Below are 19,464 nucleotides of genomic sequence, written 5' to 3' on the forward strand. Positions count from 1 at the left end.
GATTCATTCGCGGTATCTCTAGATCCCGCTAACACGTAGCGGGATGACGATTGTCAGGGTAGCACCTCCCCTGTCATCCAAGTAGCTGACTGACCTTACCCAGAAAAAGTGGAGAGAAAGTGTGGAATGTTTTTTACAAAAAGAATGATGCATCAAATTGTTCTGGAATGCAATAGTTAATAGTGACGTTGTTTTTTATAAAAAATTTTTATATATTCAAATATAGCAGTTTTGATATGCTGTTTAGAGTGCCGAGAGGTGTCTATTGGTAACTCCCTTTTTAGAGAACTGAAGAAGCTTTCCACAACAGAATTGTCGTAACAACAACCTTTATGATTCATCTATGTTTTTTATGGATCAGAGATATTGATAACCTTGCAAAGCATATTGTGAACCTTGGTCACTGTGCAGCAGTAGATTTTTAACAGGTTTACGCCTATTAATGGCCATTAATAAAGAGTTCATAACCAATTGTTTATTTATTGCACTACTCATTAACTACCATACGTGAGAATTATTGCTGCCAAATATAGCCATCCCTCCTTGGTTTTGATGTAAGTAATCCCATACTTTATTTGGTTGATCAACAATAAAGTTTTGATCTAGTATATTGGGAGCTACAGCTCTATTATCTGTTTGTTGTTTTTTAATTTTAAACTTTCTTCTCAGTATAGCCCTGATGTCATTTTTCTGCATAATACTTTGCACCGTTTTCAAATTGCAACTTTTACCCAAAGCCTTCAATTCAGCATGAATTTTAGGAGCTCCATATCTACATTTAGAAACTTGATATATTTTTTGAATAGCTTCGAGTAGCTCTTTATTTGCTGATTCTCTACTGCTTATTTTTCTTGTGGTCCACTTATAGTAGCCACTAGCAGAAAATCCTACATAATTCCTGTACTTTATAGCAGTTACTATATAAAAAAATATTTTACTCTTTTTGACTGGCCAGGGTTTTTTTTTAAATGTCTCTTTCCCTTGTTACTCTTGCTTTGTAAATCAAACCTCTCTTTGTCGTAAGGAGCCATGTTACCTCTACCTGGAAATGCATCTGCTGCCGACTTTTTTTCGTTGTGTTTCTTTATCCATTTTCCTAATAAACCACCCTTTATTCCTAAATCCTTTGCTGTTTTTGTAATTGTTTGACCTGCCTTTCTTTGTTCATTTGCCAGTTTAACAGCTTCCAATTTGAATTCTGCCGTATATTCTCTTACCATTTCTAATCCTCCAAAATTTTATTTTACCCAAAAAAACTCTTTTCTTTCTCTCCACTTTTTCTGGGTAAGGTCAGTCTGTCCAGGTTCCAAGATCGGTGTCAAAAATTGCTCAAACCATCCATTAAAAACATCCATATTACAGTGGCCTTCAAAGGTTAACGGAACAACTATCTTTCTTCCACTTAAGGCTGCAACCATACTGATTCGTTGAGTTTTCTTTCCAGATTTTAAGGCATAAAACCGCTGTCCTTTCTGGCAATATCCGTAGGGGTAGTCTTCGGTGTTATCAATGCCAGACTCATCTATATACACTAAGTTTTTAGGTTCTTTTGTCGCTATAATTTTCAAAAATTCAGCACGTTTTTCTTCGTTTCTTTCCTTGTATCCATATGTCTTTTTTTGCGCGTAAATCCAATTTTTTTAAGGGCTCGATAGATCGTTTGGATACTAACGTTGTTCCAAAGTTTAGCCATTTCCGATAGAGTCTTTCCTCCGTGTTCTCTGGCAAATTTGGCAAAGGTATCCCAGTCGGTAATTTTGTGATTGTAACCCCCATTTCCAAGTTTTTTTGATTGAAAGTCTCCTGTTTCTTTTCTTCTTTGCTGCCACTCCCATAAAGTAGTTCGTCCAATCTTAAATCTTGCTGCCACTGTTTCTCTGCTTTCTCCTTCGTCTAGCGCTTCCATTGCTTTTTTTCTTAAATCATAACTATATGCTGCTGGCATTCAACCTCCTCATCATCATCTATCCTTATCCTATCACATCCGGACTTTTATGGAAAGAGCTATATTTTTATCAATTCTGCAATCATTTATCTTAATATTAAGTTTCTTAAACCTTCTTGATGCTTGTGAATAGCTGATAACTGCCAAATCTCTTCCTATTTGTTGCAAGTACCCTTTTATAAACCCGACTGTTTGTCTTAAACCAATTCTAAAGAAACTGACGATTATATGCACCAAAATCACAACTTTATCACTATAAATATAGTTGCCGCCCTGCATTTTTGGACAATTCTCGTACCAATTTTCTACGGCGTCATTGATATAACAAAAAATGCTTCCTCTTTCTTGGAGAAATTTGTTATATTCATGGCAGTTACTGACTCTCATTTTTTGTGGCATATTTTTTCTTCAACAGTTAAATGGCTATTTATAATGAATTTTGTCAGTAACTGCCAGTTCTTTTCACTTGAGCGATGCAACAAAGCCATCCTAGTGTCACGCACTGGGATGACATCATCCTTTTTTTGGGATTCCAGCGTCACGCGCTGGAATGACACCTCTCTTGGGCTCTCTTAGCTATAAATATTAAGGAATTTACCAAACGAAAAAAAAGGCAAAAGAAACCCTAGGGTAGCTAGTTATTCACTATCCATTTTTTAAATCGGCGTTTTTTGATGTTTTAAATGCTTTATAAGCGCATTTCAGCTTATATTAGATAAAAACCTAGAAATTTTATAAAGACATAAGGTGCACATAGTGCAAAAAATTAAACATGGGACGCCAGATACGTGAGTTTTTTTGTCATTTAATCTGTACAGAGAAGATAAATAAATAGCTTCAGCTTCGTGGTAAGGGGGCTGGCGGAGTTTGTCAAGGGATTTTTGACGAAATGATTTTGAAAGCAAAGAGCGGGAGAAGGGGTTCGAACCCTCAACCTCAACCTTGGCAAGGTTGCGCTCTACCAATTGAGCTACTCCCGCAATTAAATTAACCTAAATTTACTTAATTATAGGCATATACAGCGATTTGTAAACCCCGTGTACACGAAAAATGTGAGAGCCCATAAATTTGCGTGGTTCCTTCTATGATCTTTTCGTATACTTAAGACTCATTTTTGATTATCATAGGTTTTCAATTGTGCCAAAAAATGTATTAATTTTATGGGAATATTTTTATATAAAGACGACTTGCCAGCTAGTTCAATACCAGATGATATAAGGTCTATAGCTGTTGATACCGAGGCAATGGGGCTACTTCATAGCAGAGATAGATTATGCCTTGTGCAGCTCTCTTTTAATGATGGCAACGCTCACTTAGTTCAACTCAAGAACGATTATACAGCGCCAAATTTGAGAAAAACATTAGAGGATAAAAATATAACTAAAATATTTCACTTCGCGCGATTTGATGTGAGCATAATACGTTATTACTTGGAAACTTGGGCACTTCCGTGCTATTGCACAAAGATAGCTTCACGTTTAGTTCGCACTTACACAGATAATCATAGCTTAAAAGAGTTATGCTTAGAGCTGCTTGATACCAAACTAAATAAGCAGCAGCAATCTTCTGATTGGGGAAATGAAAATTTAACAGACAAACAAAAAAGTTATGCTACATCTGATGTTTTGTATCTCCACAGGATAAAGGAAAAGCTAGACTTAATGCTGGAACGTGAAAATAGAAAAGAATTGGCCCAAAAGTGCTTTGAATTTCTTCCTACTCGTATTGAGTTAGACTTAATGGGTTGGGAAAACGTGGATATCTTTAACCACCAGATGTAATAGAAGTTTTTTGTTTATGCAAAACACTTTAGATACCGTCTTGTAAGTCAACGAGAAAAATATAAAAATGTTATCTTTTGGTCCATATAAGTTTGTTCCAACAAGTTTAAAGTATAACAAAAAGAATCGCTGGAGCGTAATTGAATGTATTGATGTAATGCCGTCACTTCAAAACATAGGACAAGGAGTAGAAAATATAGAGCTAGAAATAACCATTTACCTTAATAGTCTTAAGGGGCTAAATCAACTAAAGAATATGAAAGAAGCTGAAAAAGATCAGATCCCACACACTTTAGTAGATAGTTTAGGTAATTTTTTAGGACAGTTTGTGATTACACAATTAGAGGAAAGACAGATATCTTTTTTTCCTGGTGGGCTGCCGAAAAAAGTTGAATTTAGTTTAAGTTTAAAGAGTTATAGTGGTACACATATTCACTAACCAACTACATTCAATTTTTGATTTTAAACTTCAGTCAACCTCCTAGTTCTATAGTTCTTGATATGATCTGGATCAAAGGCCTTTTTTGAACTTAAAACACCAAAAACTACATGAAGTAACCTACGCATTGCAGCTCCCACAATTGCCATATTATGCTTGCCTTTCTCTTTTAACCTCTCGCAATAAATCACAATAATAGGGTTGTGATTTTTAGCTACTATAGCGGGAAAATATATTGCTTTACGCAATGTTCGTGAACCTGATTTACTTAATCTGGGCTTGGCATATACAGATGATCCTGATGTTATATTTCGTGGTATAGTTCCAGCATATGCTGCCAATTGTCTGGCATTTATAAAAGCTTTTATGTCAGGAATTTCAGCTAAAATAGCTATTGCTGATTCCTCTCCTATTCCTGGAATAGTCAATAAGAGTTGAAAGTTTTCCAACAACTCTTTGTGCTGTTTTAATAGTTCACGTATGGAGTTTTTTATTGTTTCTATTGATTGTTCTATGTTCACTGCAAGGTTTTCCCAAGCATTTGCAACTTCTTCAGGCAGTCTCTCCTTCTTTTCTAAATGATTATTTACGAATGTTAATCCATCTTTTAATGCAGCTGAGCAACGATAAAGATGCTTTAATTTTTTCTTTTCAGAAGAAGGTGGTGTCCAGCGAGTTGGTTCCTGTCTTTGGCAATAATCTCTGCATCAATCTGGTCATTCTTTTGTCGTACAAGCTTACTCCTTGCATAAGACTTAATACAATAAGGATTTACAACACTAACAAAATGTCCAGCATTGTGTAGAAATTCAGCCAGAGCTTCACTATAACAACCAGTAGCTTCCATGCAGGCTTTTGCTTGTTCTATATTATGTTTTTGTAGAAAGCTCAGCAGACCTTGAAACCCATGATCATCGTTCTTAAAGCTCCTTTTCCTAGTTTCACGTTTTCCTTTTTTACTTATAAATGAGAGAAAAATATCAAAGCGATCTTTTGATATGTCTATACCTAAAAAGTTGTTGATCATATATAACCTCATACGTTACCATTTAAAATGAAAAGTAAGGCTAACCTTGTGAATACAGAATTAGAACCATTTAGGTCTTTCTACGATACCGTCCAGCCTCTACTTTTGAGAAGGGAGCTCTTTTCTAAAACACAGATTTTGTATCTAGGGCAATTTACAAAGTTCTTCCCTTCTCCATCTAATGCATAAGCTTAAAACATTAGATGCTTTTGACAAGATACAAGGGCAATTTTTCAAGCTCTGCGGTAAGAATTTAGTTGATTAACTGCTAATAGATACGCTATATTTTACAAAAATTTAGGTATTTTATGAGTGATGATATTACATCGGTAAATGATCAAAATTTCAAATCTGAAGTCACTGACTATAAAGGGTTTGTTCTGATAGACTTTTGGGCAGAATGGTGTGGGCCATGTAAAAGTCTAATGCCACGTATCGAACAATTGGCTAAAGACAGAAAAGGCAAGATTAAGATCTGCAAATTCGACATAGATGAAGGGACTGAAGTGCCAAGTAAGTATGGAGTGCAATCTATACCCACTTTAATCATATTTCAAGATGGTAAGGAAATTGCACGCAAAATTGGTGCAACAAATGATTTGTCAAGTTGGGTTGATAGTGAAATAAGCTAATAGACAAATTTGCTTTTGTGTGTATTATAAATATTGATAAAAGGGATTGTAGCTCAGTCGGTTAGAGCAGTTCGCTCATAACGAATTGGTCGTAGGTTCGAGTCCTACCAATCCCACCATTGTATTGATCTTAGCATGATCGTAACAATGAGAAAGCTGTAGTATATGAACTATATGTTGATATAATGGAGGAAATAATGAAATTTACTAAGTCTCTAAATAACAAGTTAGATGAATTGCACTTACTAAATCATCCATTCTACCAATCATGGAATACAGGAAGCTTAAGCTTGCAAGCTTTACAAACCTATGCTAAAGAATATTATCACCACGTTGCTGCGTTTCCTCGTTACATCAGTGGTATACATTTTCTGTGCCCAGATCTAAAAATGCGACAGGTTTTACTTGGTAATTTAATAGAAGAGGAACAAGGTGATGAAAATCATCCAGAGTTATGGAAACGTTTTGCTGAAGGGCTTGGCGTTGCGCGATCTGATCTTCGTGAAAGTGCACAGATTAAGGAGACACAAGAATTAATTGATGGTTACTTTGACATTGTAAGATCAGGTTTTGCAGCAGGTCTTGGAGCCTTGTACGCTTACGAACGTCAAACTCCAGAGGTTTCCAAGTCTAAAATTGAAGGTTTAAAAAAACACTATTCAATAAGTGATGAGCGTTCTCTTCAATTTTTTACGGTCCATATGCATGCTGATGAATGGCATTCTGAGGAATGTGCAAATCTTATTGAAGATCTAGATGAAAAAGAGCAAGATAAAGTTATGCAGGGTGCTCAAAAGGGAGCAAGGCTCTTGTGGGGTTTTCTTGATGGAATGATGAATGCTAGCGTGTGTTAGTAGTTGTAAGTAGCTTAAACTCAGTGATGTTGGAATGCAATGTCTGCATGTAATCTTCTTATATCTGACTTACGGCTTTGGGTTCATTTAGGCTATAGTGCAGAAGAGAAGTATCATTCTCAATTAGTTAGTGTTAATATTGATTTTACCTTTAAATCCCCCCCTTTAGGACTTACAACTGACCGGCTTGAGGATACTATATGCTACTTGGAGGTAGTTCAGAGTATTCAATCTCTCGTTCAAAGCAAGCAATTCAACTTAATCGAGCATTTAACTCATGATATATACAGGACCATTAATAACCTTGTGATGCAAAAAAAGCTTATTATTTCTTCTATAGGCGTAACTATTCACAAAGTTGCACCACCTGTCCCCAGTGTGCATGGAGGTGTTTTCTTTACTTATCGTAATGCGTTGCAAGAATGATTTACATTTCTATTGGCTCAAATATGGGGAATCGCTTTTCCCATTTACAAAAGGCTGCTCAGTTACTGCAGGAACGCTATTTTAAAAATTTAAAATCTTCAATTATTCTGGAAACTAAGGCTATTTTACCAAATGATGCTCCACCTGGGTGGGACAGGCCATTTCTAAATATGGTTGTGTATGGAAGTTGCTCTTCTTCTCCTGAAGAGCTGTTAAAGGGCCTTAAACAAATTGAATGTGACATTGGCCGTCTGCAGGTCTATGAAAAATGGGCACCTCGCGTTATTGATTTGGATATTTTGTTATGGGATGACCTGACACTTGATACACCCTACCTTAAGATTCCTCACCCAGAATTGATAAACAGACCATTTTTGCTTCACTTGATGGCAATGCTGAGTCCCATGGCAGTAGTTAACAAAACGTTTGGTACTGTTAACCCTAACATTAAGGATTGCTTTTTAAGGAGTTTTACGCTTTCACCAGAGCTTATAGGTATTGTCAATATTACTCCTGATTCATTTTCAGATGGTGGTCTTTATTATGATGCAGATCAAGCAACCAAGCAGGCACTGCGGCTGTTATCAGATGGTGCAAGCATAGTTGAACTTGGTGCTCAATCAACAAGACCTGGCTCCTCAATACAAACTCCAAAAGCAGAATATGCACGCTTAAAACCAGTGCTTGATGACCTTAATCAATATATGAAAGTTGGTGACATTAAAGTCAGCATTGATAGTTTCTGGCCAGATGTTATTTTGAATGTTTTGGAGCACTACAACATTGCCTGGGTAAACGATCAGAAGGGAGATCTAGATGATAATACCTTAAAAGCGATTGCTAGCAGTGGATATAGTATCGTTATTATGCATTCACTCTCCATACCACCACATAGTGACAACATTATCCCAAGTGACATTGATCCAATTGATACCATAAGTAATTGGGCAGAAAGGAACATTAATAGATTACTAGCTCTAGGTTTTGATCAAAGCTCGATCATTATTGATCCTGGTATTGGTTTTGGCAAATCTATGTACCAGAATATCCAGATTTTACGCAGTATAGAAACGTTACAAAATTTTGGCTGCAAAGTTCTGGTTGGTCATTCTAGAAAGTCATTTATTTCTTCTTTTTCTACAGAACCTGTCTTTAACCGAGATTTAGAAACAATTGCTTTAGCATCTGCATTGCACAACAAGGTTGATTTCCTTCGAGTGCATAATGTGCGTGATCACATGCGATTCTTTGTAGCTCAAGCTGCTTTACAGGGATGCTAGTTATCGGAATTATGGCTGTTGATCCCAAGGGGGTAATTGGAATAAATAATGGATTGCCCTGGCATTATCCAAGTGAGTTAGATCATTTTCGTCAGGTGACTGACAAACAAGTTATTGTTATGGGAAGAAAAACATTTGAAACTATGCCTCAAAACATATTGAAGGATCGTATCCCTGTTGTTTTTTCTCGTAACAAATTAAATTCTTGTTTTAACAGAGGAGTAAAATGCACTATTATTTCTTCTATGCAAGAGTTTTTGTCAATCCAAAGTAGTTCTAAAGTCTTCATGATTGGTGGAGCACAAATAGCGCACCTTTTTTTGGAGTATGATCTAATTTCAGAGTTTATCATAACAGAAATTCACAGACTTTATAAAGGTGATGTATATTTCAACTTAACACTTCTTGATGGATGGTATAAAACCGCTCTTGCTCAAACAAAAGATTATACTATATGCAAGCTGACACGTTAATATGCATGTTGAAGCAATTTATACCCACCGCATTGAATGTGGAGAAGTATTAGAGCAGGTTCTTGATCGCTATGTTTCAGAGTTGCTAAGAGAGGAAGTTGTTCTTGCTATCACATCAGAAATCATTTCTATTTGTCAAAAACAAGTAGTTTGCAAAACTGCTTGTTCTAAAGAAGAGCTAATCAAAAGAGAAGCTGATGCAATTGTTGATGTAGACCATAATTCTTACGGCATCTATTTAACAATCAAAGACAATATCTTAATTCCATCTGCTGGTATTGATGAATCAAATGGTAATGAAATGTATATTTTATACCCAAAGGATGTTCAGAAAACAGCTCTATCAATATGGAACTATCTCAAGACAAAACACTGCATAAAACATCTTGGTATTTTGATTACAGATAGTAACATAACACCTATGCGCCTTGGGGTTACGGGCGTTGCTCTTGGTTTGTGTGGATTTGAACCACTTTATTCCTATATAGGCAAGCCAGATCTTTATAATCAACCACTGCAAGTAACACAAGTCAATCTTCTTGATGCACTGGCAACATCTGCTGTTTTAGTGATGGGAGAAGGGGCAGAGCAAACACCGATGGCAATAATTAGTGGTGCACCAAAGGTTCACTTTCTTACTCATCCGCCAACTACAGAAGAAGAAAAAAGTGTGAAGATATCTATGGAATAGGACCTTTACTCTCCTCTCCTCATGCGAGCCCGCTGGTTAAAGAGTTAAAGAGGAACTTAAAAATTTGCTATTAGACTTCTTAGAGGTTGTCCACAAACCAAGGAATACGTAGTATATAAAGAAAGAATATTGAGGTAAGAGATGAGGAAAAAATATCCAACAGATTTAAGTAAAAGGGAATGGGCAAGAATAGAAAAACACTTCAGAGTATCGTACAAGAAAGGAGGAAGGCCACCAAAATACAGTAAGTGTGAGATAGTAAATGCAATTCTTTATATACTGCGCACAGGATGTCAATGGCGCTATTTACCACACGATTTTCCGCCGTGGAAGGCTGTGCATGAACAGTTTAGAAGATGGAAAAAGCAGGGAATTTTTGAGAAAATGAACTATGATATCACTAAATATAGTAGGTCAAAAATGGGAAGCCGAGCGCATGCATAGTGGACAGTCAATCGGTAAAAACCACGGAAAAAGGGAGGTCAAAGGTTATGATGGTGCGAAAAAGGTAAAGGGGAGAAAAAGACATATAATCACAGATACTCAAGGATTTGTGCTTGGTTGCTATGTAGGAGCTGCAAGCGAAAATGACAGAGATGGGGTGAAGATGGCATTGGACAATATGAAGCAAAAATACAGCAATATTAAGAAAATGTGGGCTGATATGGGATACCAAGGAAAAGATTTAAAGGATTACGTAAAGAGAGAATATGGGATAGATATTGAAATTGTCAAAAGGCCTCCATGTAGGTTTTGGGTGCATAAAGATACACCACTAGAACTATTGCCACAACGGGATCCTGGATTTTCAGTACAGCCGAGAAGGTGGGTGTTAGAGAGGACTTTTGCTTGGATCAATAGAAATAGAAGGCTATCAAAGGAGTACGATTTACTTACAACATCTACTGAAAGTTTCATATATCTGGCTATGAGTAAAGTTATGTTAAGTAGGGAATATGCTTGATTTACTGGTTTGTGGACAACCTCTTACATAACCATATAACATTGGGAATAGAAACAAAAAACTTGCTTGACACCCTTCGCCAGCCCCCTTATCATAAAACTGAAGCTATTGTATTTGCTTTCGCCAATCTGCAGATTAAAAGGTAAGGATTACTTAATGTATCGGCGTCTTATGTTCAATTTTTTGCAGTATATAGATACTGTATGTCTTTACAAAACTTCATCTACATCTAGATTTTTATCTAAATAAGCTGAACGCGCTTATAAAGCGTTACAAGACATCAAAAAATGCCAATATTCGACAGAGATAGTAAAAGACTAGCTAACTCGGGGATTCTTTGTCTTTTTTTCTGCTTAGTAAATTTCTTAAACATTTGCAGCGTAAGTTAGTTGCAATTAAAAGCAGCTTAATCTTGCTTGTCAAGCGTTTAAAACATAAAAAACGCCAATATTTTAAAGCGGATAATAACCCCAGGGCTTCTTTTGCCTTTTTTTTATTTGGTAAATTTCTTAACGTTTGTAGCTAAACGACAACCGTCATCCCGCTTACGTGTTAGCGGCTAAGAGATACCGCGGCGGTATGACGGTTTGCGGCGGCATGACCTCGTCATTCCCCTACGTGTTAGCGGGATCTAGAGATACCGTGACGGTATGACGGTTCGCGCGGTGGCATGACCTCGTCATCCCGCTACGTGTTAGCGGGATCTATGCTTTGAGATACCGCGAATGAATCGCGGTATGACATAGGGAACCCTTTCTTGGGTTAGCTATAGATTTACTTCGCATATTCAGCTAATTTTTATTACAATTACAACAAAATAATTTTGGCTTTGATGAAAACTGTATATGTATGTCAATCCTGTGGTCACAGCACTGGTAGGTGGGTAGGGAAGTGCATCGCATGTGACAATTGGGATACAATTGTTGAGGAAATAGCAGTAAAAACGGGCAAAAGAAGTATATCTGCACCAATTTTAATAAAGACGTTATCGGGTAGCGAAATTATCACTCCAAGTCGTTTTTTAACAGGAATAGAAGAATTAGATAGAGTTTTTGGTGGGGGTATCGTTCAAGGTGCTAGCATTTTAATTGGTGGCGAACCTGGAATTGGGAAATCCACCCTTTTGCTTAGAATTGCAGCTAATGTTGTGCAACTTTCCTCTTTTGAATGTCTTTATGTATCTGGCGAGGAATCTTTAGAGCAAGTGAGTCTCAGAGCAAAGCGTCTTAAGATAAATGAACCTAAAATTAAGCTTTTATCTACAGTGTCTTTAACTGATGTAGTAGCAACAATAAAGGAAAATAAAACTATTAAATTTTTAGTAATTGACTCTATACAAACAATGTATGATAGCAGAATTACATCAGCACCAGAAACTGTAACTCAGGTCCGCACTTGCGCACATGAATTAACCATTCTTGCGAAACAATATGGTATTTCTCTTTTAATAGTTGGTCATATAACTAAGGATGGACAAATAGCTGGACCTAAAACTTTGGAGCATATGGTGGATACGGTATTATATTTTGAAGGTGAAAATAGCAATCAATACCGCATTTTACGTACTATTAAAAATAGATTTGGCCCTGCAAATGAAATTGGTGTTTTTGAGATGTCTGAAGCAGGACTTGTGCCTGTTGATAACCCATCATCATTGTTTCTGATGGACCATGACAGAGAAGTAGTTGGCAGCGCCGTATTTGCAGGAATTGAAGGTTCAAGACCAATTTTAATGGAAGTGCAAGCATTAATAGCAGGGACTAATATGGCAACCCCAAGAAGGGCAGTAGTTGGGTGGAATATTAATAGATTGGCTATGATCATCGCAGTGCTAAATGCTCGTTGCAAAATGTTTTTGCATGATAAAGAGGTATACCTAAACATTGCAGGGGGACTCAAAATACAGGAACCATCGGCTGATCTTGCTGTTGCTGCTTCCCTTATTTCAAGTGTAGTAAATTTACCGCTGCCAACTTCTTCAATAATCTGCGGTGAAGTTGCACTTTCAGGAGAAATTAGGAATGTCTTGCATGCTGATCTCAGACTAAAAGAAGCACAAAAGTTAGGATTCAAAAAAGCAATTATGCCTAAAAATGGTAATTACTCTTCTCACGATATTGAGATAATTAAGCTTGGTCACGTAAGGGAATTAAGAGAAATTTTTAATTACAATTAAATAACGCTTCAGCAAATTCTTTGCTAGTAAACTCCCTTAAGTCCTCTATATTTTCGCCAATTCCTATAGCATGTAACTTTATCTTATAAGCTTCTGCAAGTCCAATTACCACTCCGCCCTTAGCAGTGCCATCTAACTTTGTTACGATTAGCCCGGTAACATTAACCATTTTGCTAAATGCTTCTAATTGGCTATAAGCATTTTGGCCGGTAGTTGCATCAAGAACTAAAATAACGTCATGAGGGGCAGTGTCATCCAATTTCTTTATCGTTCTATATATTTTTGATAATTCCTCCATAAGGTTCACATTATTTTGCAGCCTTCCTGCTGTGTCAATTAGAACAACATCAACGCTATCTTTCATAGCTTGACTTACAGCTCTATATGCCACACTCGCAGAATCGCTACCGTACTCTCCAGTAACGATAGAACAACCAGAGCGTTCTGCCCAAATATTTAATTGTTCACTAGCAGCAGCTCTAAATGTATCGCATGCAACAAGCATAACGGACTTTCCCATCTCCTTATATTTATATGCGAGCTTACCTATAGTTGTGGTTTTACCGTTACCGTTTACTCCGCATACCATTATTATGTGGGGTTTTTTATCCAAAACTAACGGCTGCACGACTGGATTTAATATAGCTTCTATTTCATTCACTAATTGCTGCGTGATAATATTATACTCAACTTCCTTGTCAAACTTGATGCTTGTGAGCCTATCGATAATCAACTTAGAAGTTTTATGACCAATATCCATGCTAATTAGCAATTCTTCTAGCTCATCTAAAAGCGACTGATCTAATTTTTTTTTGCCAGAAAAAATACTTTTCACCCCGTCGCTAAAGCGAGAAGAAGTTTTCAACAAGCCTTTATAAAGGTTACTAAACAAACTCAAGGGATACTCCTTTTAAAATTCAAACTTAATTACAATATAAAGAATGACACGCACTACGTGTATTTGTAAAGTTAAATACGACGTTTTACGTGCATTCTGAAAGTAAAATTCCCGTGATACTAGTGTATTTTACTTTAGTTTTTAACTTAAATGTGTTATAATAAATGTAGTGGTTCACAGGTAGTTTTATGAGTTATAATGAGAAAATATTAGATCATTACGAAAATCCAAGGAATGTTGGCTCTCTGGATAAAAATGATCCAAATGTTGGCACTGGTCTAGTTGGTGCACCATCGTGCGGTGATGTAATGAAACTGCAGATAAAGGTCAATGACAAAGGTGTTATTGAAGATGCAAAATTTAAAACTTTTGGCTGCGGTTCTGCCATTGCTTCAAGTTCTTTGTTAACAGAGATGATAAAGGGAAGAACCATCAGTGACGTTACACAGATAAAGAATACTCAAATAGTGGAAGAGTTGTCTTTACCTCCAGTGAAGATACACTGTTCGGTACTTGCTGAAGATGCTATAAAAGCTGCTATTCATGATTATCAAAGTAAGCAAAAGAATTAAGAAGCATGAGTGAATATCAAGAAGTAGGCGGAGGTGAAACTGTAACAAAGAATAAAAAACTTATCACCATAACTGCAAATGCAGTGGAAAGGGTAAGGTATTTATTGGACAAAAAAAAGCATACTAACCTTGAAGAAGCAATAGGAATAAGAGTGCTAATTAAGCAAAAAGGATGTTCTGGTTTAAAATATGACATTGAATATGCGTATGATATTCGTCCTTTAGAGTCGATAATTGAGGAAAACTGTAGTGATGGCCAAAAAGTTAAAGTGTTGATCGATCCAAAGTCCGTCATGTTTATTCTTGGCTCTGAAATGGATTATGTAGAAGAAAAATTTTCATCGGGTTTTGTTTTCAAAAATCCTAATGAGAAAGGAAAATGTGGTTGTGGAGAGAGTTTTCATGTCTAGCAACTATTTTACATTGTTTGAAATCGAACCAGCTTTCAATATCAGTTTTGATGAGTTAGAGAAAAAATATATCGAGCTAAGCAGGACTGATATAAATGAAAGACAGTCCCAAAACATGGAAAATATTAACAGAGCTTATCAGATACTAAAGTCACCGCTAAAACGTGCTGAGCATTTGTTGAATCTTTTTGGTGTGGCAAAGGATCATCCGAATTCTGAAATATTAAATGAATCAATAGAAATAAGAGAGTACTTACTAGACTGCGACGATCTACAATTTGCAAGCAGGATGATTGATGAAAAAATAAAAGATTGCGTTAAAAACCTAATTAACACTTTTGCTGTAAAGAATTTTGATGGAGCTGCTACACAGGTCTTAAGATTGAAATATTTATATAAGTCATTTGAGGAGGTGAAAAAGAATGCAACCAATTCAAATTTCTGAACCAAATTCAAGTGAAGTAGTTTTTGGTATAGATCTTGGTACTACCAATTCTTTAATTGCCATGGTAAATAAAGCTGGCAATGTGGAGATATTTAAAGATGAACAAGGAAGAGAGCTACTGCCTTCTGCTCTTTCATATGAAAATAATACATTGAAAACTGGCTACGATGTCGGTCAAAATGCAATCTACTCAATAAAGCGTTTAATGGGTAAAAGTGTTGAAGAATTAAATAAAGAAGGCGTCAATTTTGAAATAGATCATGAAAGCGAAAAAGTTATTAGAATAAAATGCGCAGAGGAGAAGTATCTTACTCCTGTTGAGATTTCTGCTGAGATATTAAAAGCTTTATGCAAGAGGGTAGAAGAGTCTATAGAGATGAAAGTAAAAAAAGCAGTGATTACTGTGCCAGCTTACTTTGACGATTCAGCACGTAACGCAACCAAATATGCGGCAAAATTAGCTGGAATAGAAGTTCTTCGCCTCGTTAACGAGCCAACCGCTGCAGCGCTTTCTTACTCCATTGAAAAGAACAATAGCAGTGGAATATATGCAGTTTATGACCTTGGTGGCGGAACGTTCGATATTTCGATATTGAAATTGCACCAAGGAGTGTTTCAAGTCCTTGCGGTTGGTGGTGACACCAAACTCGGCGGTGATGATTTTGATCATTTGCTGAGTTCAATTGTGATTGATAAGTATAGAGAAAAGACGGCTAAGCAACTAAATTCCTTACTTATCGAATCACGCTCTGTGAAAGAGTACCTAAGCAATCACACTATAGGTATCTTTGAATTTAATGTTAACGGCAAGCCATTTGAGTGCGAAATTACCAGAGAAGAATTCGAGCAGGCAATCAGTTCTTTGGTCAATAAGACTATCAATATAGTCACTCGTACTATAAGCAACATAGATCTTAAAATTGATAATATAAAAGGAGTAATTTTAGTTGGTGGTGCAACTAGAACACCATTGGTTCAAAATTCACTAGTCAAACTCTTTGGAAATAAAGTACTAAATGACGTGGATCCAGATAAAGCAGTTGCCATTGGGGCAGCTCTGCAGGCTCATGATTTAACTTCGAGCTCAAAAGATAGGAATATTCTCCTGGATGTTTTACCTCTATCACTTGGCATAGAAACTATGGGAGGCATAGTTGAAAAAATCATACCAAGAAATACGCCACTGCCAGTTTCAGAAACAAAAGAGTTTACAACTTATATTGATGGGCAAACAGCAATGAAAATTCATGTTTGTCAGGGAGAACGTGAAATGATAGAGGATAACAAATCTCTAGCGCAGTTTGAACTAAAAGGTATACCGCCACTGCCTGCAGGTTCTGCAAGAGTTGAAATAGAATTTACAGTTAACGTTGACGGAATCTTGACTGTTACTGCAAGAGAAAAAACTACTGGAATTGAGCAGACAGTTAAAGTAAATTCAAGTTTTGGCTTGAGTGAAGCTGATGTTCAAAATATGGTTAACCAGTCAATAAACAGTTTTGACGAAGATATGAAGGCTCGTTCCCTTGCAGGTGCTAAAATTAATGGAAATAAACTCATACACTTGGTTGAAAACAATAATAACCTTTCCACTGATCAAAAGTTGAAAAACCTATTACAAAATGCAAAAAACGCTTTACAAGGCAATGACTTGAATGAAATTAACAACACTATCGCCGAGTTAGAAAATTCTTCTTTAGAGTTGTGTGAATTAACAAATAGGTAGAAAAAGCTTACACAACCTTGTGCAATACCCTATTTAATCTCAAAGCAACAGGTAACCTGAAATTAAATGGTAACCAATCGACCTTTCCTAATTTAAATGATAAACCAACTATGCTTACACGCCCAATGATATTTTCCATTGGTACAAAACCAACTTCAGGAAACCTACTATCTAAAGAATTATTTCTATTGTCTCCCATAACGAAAAATTGATCGTTAGGTACATAATAAACCGGAGTGTTATATGATAGCTTATTAGAAATGTCATCTACCAAAATCTCATGCTCCTTGCCACTTAAAAGCGTTTCTATATATCTTGGTATGTTACGATTTGACTCATAATCAAAAAAACTTTCAATTTGCCTTCGCTCTACTTTCTGATCATTTAGGTATAATTCTCCCTCTATCATTTGCACTTTGTCACCTGGTGTTCCTATTACTCGCTTAACAAACCTGATGCTGTCATTTCTTGTGGGTTTGAAAACTACTATGTCGCCACGCTTTGGAGGGGTATAAAAAATCCTGCCGCTAAAAATGTTTGGAGAAAATGGAAAGGAGTGCTTACTGTAACCGTATGAATATTTACTAGTAAAAATGTAATCCCCTTCAAGTAGGGTGCTTTTCATTGAACCAGAAGGTATATGAAATGGCTCGAATAAAAAACTACGTATTGATAGCGCAATCAACAGTAAAAAAAACAATGAAGATAAAAATCTTCCCGTTCTTATCACCCAGTTTTTGCTTAGTTCTTCCAACTTTTCCAACTTTGTTTTTCTTATAGATTAAGCTTATTATAATACATAAATTAAAAAATGGTAATATGAAATTTTACTTGTGAATGTTATTCCTCTATTCAAAACAATTTTGAAAAGGCGGTTCATTTCTTTCAACGGTGTCATCCAAGTAGCGTGACACATAACTGTACGAACATTGCAATTTGCAGGTGGCAGATGAAAGTAGCTGATGCACATCTGTACGAACATTTGCTTTTGTTAAGGTAATATGGTGTTATGAAAGTAGCTGACACTGGAATGGCTTTGTTGCATCGCTACTTATGAAAGGCTAACTATAGTTAGGATTATAAGCAACCTATTGAAAATCTTGTTTTTTTGCAATCAATCTGATCAAATTTAAGAATAGTAATTTGTTATTTATATTAATAAATTTAATTCTATTGAAAATAGCTAAAGCATTGAAATTCTTGAATTTTAGCCAGATTAGTGAGTGGTAGTGAAATTTCTTTTACTCAAATTTAGGTATTCACTGACCGTTCTTGTTATAAATACCAGAATAATAAGCTACTGATATTCCCTATCTTTTTTATCTTTAATCCATCATAGCTAGCGATGCAACAAAGCCCACTGGAATCCAGGTTGTAACCGTTCACGGATTGTGAGAATGAATAAAGAACTAAGCAGTCGTAACTTTTGGAAGGGATTTTGGCCATTGAGACGTGATGTCAAAAATACCGACAACATTCTTTCCACAAATCTTTCTCCATGTTCCGACCAGGTGAAAAAGCTGTTTTTACGATAGCCGTCTAATTTGCCGTTCTGCAAGGTTGTTGATTGACTTCAGGCTTTCGTAAAAACTTCCACACCATATCCTCGGCCTTAACATCTTAATGGCCATTCTCAAACCATTTACAAGCCTTGTCATTTCATGCCCCCCTTTTTGCATTAGTTGTGTAGCATCTTTTAATATTAGCAAGGCCTATAATAGTGCAACACTGCCTTACGTATTGCCAATCCAAATTCTACTTGCTGTAAAATAACACAATCTGCTACATCGCTGCTAATCTCAATCCCTCTGTTTATTGGCCCTGGGTGCATAACAATCGCATCTGGTTTTGCGTATGATAGCTTTTGTGAATCAAGTCCATACAAATAAAAATATTCTTTCTCTGAAGAACTATTATTCATGCGCTCTTTCTGCAATCTCAAAAGCATAATTACGTCAGCATCCTTTATACCTTCAATTAATGAATAATGGACTGAATCTACTTCAGGAAAATGCTTACAAATCAAAGTTGGTGGTGCGACCAAGTTTATCTCTGCTCCAAACATTTTTAGCAATCTTATATTTGATCTTGCAACTCTACTGTGCAGAATATCTCCACATATCACAACTTTGAGGTCCTTTATTTGCTTTTTGTGATTGCTGATTACAAGATAGTCTGCAAGAGCTTGAGTTGGATGTTCACTACTTCCATCGCCTGCATTGATTAGCGAGCAGTTAACATACTTTGCCAGTGTATTAATGATACCACTACTTTTATGCCTGATTATTATGTAATCAGGATTCATTGCATTTAATGTTTTGATCATGTCTTTTAGATCTTCTCCCTTGTTAATAGAAGAAGATCTTATTGGCAAAGTTACAACATTTGCTCCAAGGCTTTTTGCTGCTATTTCAAAAGACGCAAGTGTACGCGTTGAATCTTCAAAGAATAAATTTATTACTGTCTTATTTTCCAAGATATGACTATTTGCAACTTCTTTTTTAAGGTACTGGTTGGCCAACTTAGTTATATTTTCTACATCATCGACTGTAAGGTCTGAGATGTTTAACAAATTCCTTCTCTTGTTCATAGTTTCCTTTTCAACTACTTGAACCTATTCTACTTTCTTATTACCTTTTTTCAATAGACTTCTTGTGCAGCAATTGTTTTGGTGAAAGAACGGAAAAAGATAGTAAAGTCAAAATTAAGTTAGAAGGAAGAAAAA

General features: G+C 36.2%; 17 protein-coding genes, 2 tRNA genes and 5 pseudogenes. 16 read left to right on the forward strand and 8 right to left on the reverse strand.

Annotation, left to right across the window (positions count from 1 at the left end; translation table 11 throughout):
- Window positions 1–133: 133 nt before the first annotated feature.
- The 3 pseudogenes from ONI09_RS07065 to ONI09_RS01720 all read right to left on the reverse strand — a co-directional run.
- Window positions 134–1,220 (reverse strand): annotated as a pseudogene (locus ONI09_RS07065) (IS3 family transposase).
- A gap of 72 nt (window positions 1,221–1,292) precedes the next feature.
- Window positions 1,293–1,945 (reverse strand): annotated as a pseudogene (locus tag ONI09_RS01715) (IS630 family transposase); the annotation flags it as partial.
- Between the two features lie 42 nt (window positions 1,946–1,987).
- Window positions 1,988–2,344, reverse strand: a pseudogene (locus tag ONI09_RS01720) (transposase); the annotation flags it as partial.
- A 33-nt stretch (window positions 2,345–2,377) separates the two neighbouring features.
- Here ONI09_RS01720 and ONI09_RS01725 point away from each other — a divergent pair.
- Window positions 2,378–2,521, forward strand: coding sequence for a hypothetical protein (locus tag ONI09_RS01725; RefSeq protein ID WP_265014233.1), 144 nt, complete (start codon window positions 2,378–2,380; stop codon window positions 2,519–2,521).
- A 331-nt stretch (window positions 2,522–2,852) separates the two neighbouring features.
- On the opposite strand, the gene ONI09_RS01730 is transcribed toward ONI09_RS01725, so the two are convergent.
- A tRNA-Gly gene (locus ONI09_RS01730) sits at window positions 2,853–2,925 on the reverse strand.
- A gap of 180 nt (window positions 2,926–3,105) precedes the next feature.
- On the opposite strand from ONI09_RS01730, the gene ONI09_RS01735 reads away from it, so the two are divergent.
- Together ONI09_RS01735 and ONI09_RS01740 are read left to right on the forward strand one after the other, a co-directional pair.
- Window positions 3,106–3,726, forward strand: coding sequence for a ribonuclease D (locus ONI09_RS01735; RefSeq protein ID WP_265014234.1), 621 nt, complete (start codon window positions 3,106–3,108; stop codon window positions 3,724–3,726).
- 67 nt (window positions 3,727–3,793) lie between these two features.
- Window positions 3,794–4,165: a phage tail protein gene (locus ONI09_RS01740; protein WP_065095214.1), complete on the forward strand. Its 372-nt coding sequence runs from the start codon at window positions 3,794–3,796 to the stop codon at window positions 4,163–4,165.
- A gap of 23 nt (window positions 4,166–4,188) precedes the next feature.
- Here the strand turns inward: ONI09_RS01740 and ONI09_RS01745 are convergent.
- Window positions 4,189–5,192: pseudogene (locus ONI09_RS01745) on the reverse strand (IS110 family RNA-guided transposase).
- Window positions 5,193–5,500: 308 nt separating this feature from the next.
- Here ONI09_RS01745 and trxA point away from each other — a divergent pair.
- The 9 genes and pseudogenes from trxA (at window position 5,501) to radA (ending at window position 12,688) form a co-directional block, all read left to right on the forward strand.
- Window positions 5,501–5,824: a thioredoxin gene (gene trxA / locus ONI09_RS01750; protein WP_006279168.1), complete on the forward strand. Its 324-nt coding sequence runs from the start codon at window positions 5,501–5,503 to the stop codon at window positions 5,822–5,824.
- Window positions 5,825–5,866: 42 nt separating this feature from the next.
- A tRNA-Ile gene (locus ONI09_RS01755) sits at window positions 5,867–5,943 on the forward strand.
- Window positions 5,944–6,021: 78 nt separating this feature from the next.
- Window positions 6,022–6,678, forward strand: coding sequence for a CADD family putative folate metabolism protein (locus tag ONI09_RS01760; protein ID WP_264707420.1), 657 nt, complete (start codon window positions 6,022–6,024; stop codon window positions 6,676–6,678).
- A 39-nt stretch (window positions 6,679–6,717) separates the two neighbouring features.
- Window positions 6,718–7,104 carry a dihydroneopterin aldolase gene (locus ONI09_RS01765; RefSeq protein ID WP_007548841.1) on the forward strand — a complete coding sequence of 129 codons (387 nt, stop codon included), beginning with the start codon at window positions 6,718–6,720 and terminating at the stop codon, window positions 7,102–7,104.
- Window positions 7,101–8,384, forward strand: a complete 1,284-nt coding sequence (folP, locus tag ONI09_RS01770; protein ID WP_265014235.1) for a dihydropteroate synthase — start codon at window positions 7,101–7,103, stop codon at window positions 8,382–8,384. The genes ONI09_RS01765 and folP overlap by 4 nt, the downstream gene beginning before the upstream one ends.
- On the forward strand, window positions 8,378–8,857 hold the full coding sequence (locus tag ONI09_RS01775) for a dihydrofolate reductase (RefSeq protein WP_006279286.1): 480 nt from the start codon (window positions 8,378–8,380) through the stop codon (window positions 8,855–8,857). The genes folP and ONI09_RS01775 overlap by 7 nt, the downstream gene beginning before the upstream one ends.
- A 1-nt stretch (window position 8,858) precedes the next feature.
- Entirely contained in the window at window positions 8,859–9,548 is a 690-nt protein-coding gene (locus tag ONI09_RS01780; RefSeq protein ID WP_265014236.1) for a putative folate metabolism gamma-glutamate ligase, read from the forward strand.
- Between the two features lie 141 nt (window positions 9,549–9,689).
- Window positions 9,690–10,512: pseudogene (locus tag ONI09_RS01785) on the forward strand (IS5 family transposase).
- Window positions 10,513–11,344: 832 nt separating this feature from the next.
- Window positions 11,345–12,688: a DNA repair protein RadA gene (gene radA / locus ONI09_RS01790; RefSeq protein WP_265014237.1), complete on the forward strand. Its 1,344-nt coding sequence runs from the start codon at window positions 11,345–11,347 to the stop codon at window positions 12,686–12,688.
- On the opposite strand, the gene ftsY is transcribed toward radA, so the two are convergent.
- Window positions 12,675–13,586 carry a signal recognition particle-docking protein FtsY gene (gene ftsY, locus ONI09_RS01795; RefSeq protein WP_264705222.1) on the reverse strand — a complete coding sequence of 304 codons (912 nt, stop codon included), beginning with the start codon at window positions 13,584–13,586 and terminating at the stop codon, window positions 12,675–12,677. The two genes, radA and ftsY, sit on opposite strands and share 14 nt — an antisense overlap.
- Window positions 13,587–13,774: 188 nt before the next feature.
- Between ftsY and iscU the strand changes: the two genes are divergently transcribed.
- Genes iscU through hscA form a run of 4 tightly spaced genes read left to right on the forward strand, consistent with a single transcriptional unit; the run spans window position 13,775 to window position 16,739 of the window.
- Window positions 13,775–14,158 carry a Fe-S cluster assembly scaffold IscU gene (iscU, locus tag ONI09_RS01800; protein ID WP_007548853.1) on the forward strand — a complete coding sequence of 128 codons (384 nt, stop codon included), beginning with the start codon at window positions 13,775–13,777 and terminating at the stop codon, window positions 14,156–14,158.
- Window positions 14,159–14,163: 5 nt separating this feature from the next.
- Entirely contained in the window at window positions 14,164–14,568 is a 405-nt protein-coding gene (locus ONI09_RS01805) for a HesB/IscA family protein (protein WP_264705221.1), read from the forward strand.
- On the forward strand, window positions 14,561–15,013 hold the full coding sequence (locus ONI09_RS01810; RefSeq protein WP_264705220.1) for an iron-sulfur cluster co-chaperone HscB C-terminal domain-containing protein: 453 nt from the start codon (window positions 14,561–14,563) through the stop codon (window positions 15,011–15,013). The genes ONI09_RS01805 and ONI09_RS01810 overlap by 8 nt, the downstream gene beginning before the upstream one ends.
- The gene (hscA, locus tag ONI09_RS01815) at window positions 14,991–16,739 is read left to right on the forward strand and encodes a Fe-S protein assembly chaperone HscA (RefSeq protein ID WP_264707444.1); all 1,749 of its coding nucleotides are present in this window, start codon (window positions 14,991–14,993) and stop codon (window positions 16,737–16,739) included. The genes ONI09_RS01810 and hscA overlap by 23 nt, the downstream gene beginning before the upstream one ends.
- A 7-nt stretch (window positions 16,740–16,746) precedes the next feature.
- On the opposite strand, the gene lepB is transcribed toward hscA, so the two are convergent.
- Together lepB and ONI09_RS01825 are read right to left on the reverse strand one after the other, a co-directional pair.
- Window positions 16,747–17,493 (reverse strand): signal peptidase I, encoded by a 747-nt coding sequence (lepB, locus tag ONI09_RS01820; protein WP_010962911.1) that lies wholly within the window; start codon window positions 17,491–17,493, stop codon window positions 16,747–16,749.
- A 948-nt stretch (window positions 17,494–18,441) separates the two neighbouring features.
- Window positions 18,442–19,329, reverse strand: coding sequence for an aspartate carbamoyltransferase catalytic subunit (locus tag ONI09_RS01825; protein WP_006280416.1), 888 nt, complete (start codon window positions 19,327–19,329; stop codon window positions 18,442–18,444).
- Window positions 19,330–19,464: the final 135 nt, after the last annotated feature.

This window comes from Wolbachia endosymbiont of Drosophila pseudotakahashii, assembly GCF_026015925.1.
Lineage (GTDB): Bacteria > Pseudomonadota > Alphaproteobacteria > Rickettsiales > Anaplasmataceae > Wolbachia > Wolbachia pipientis.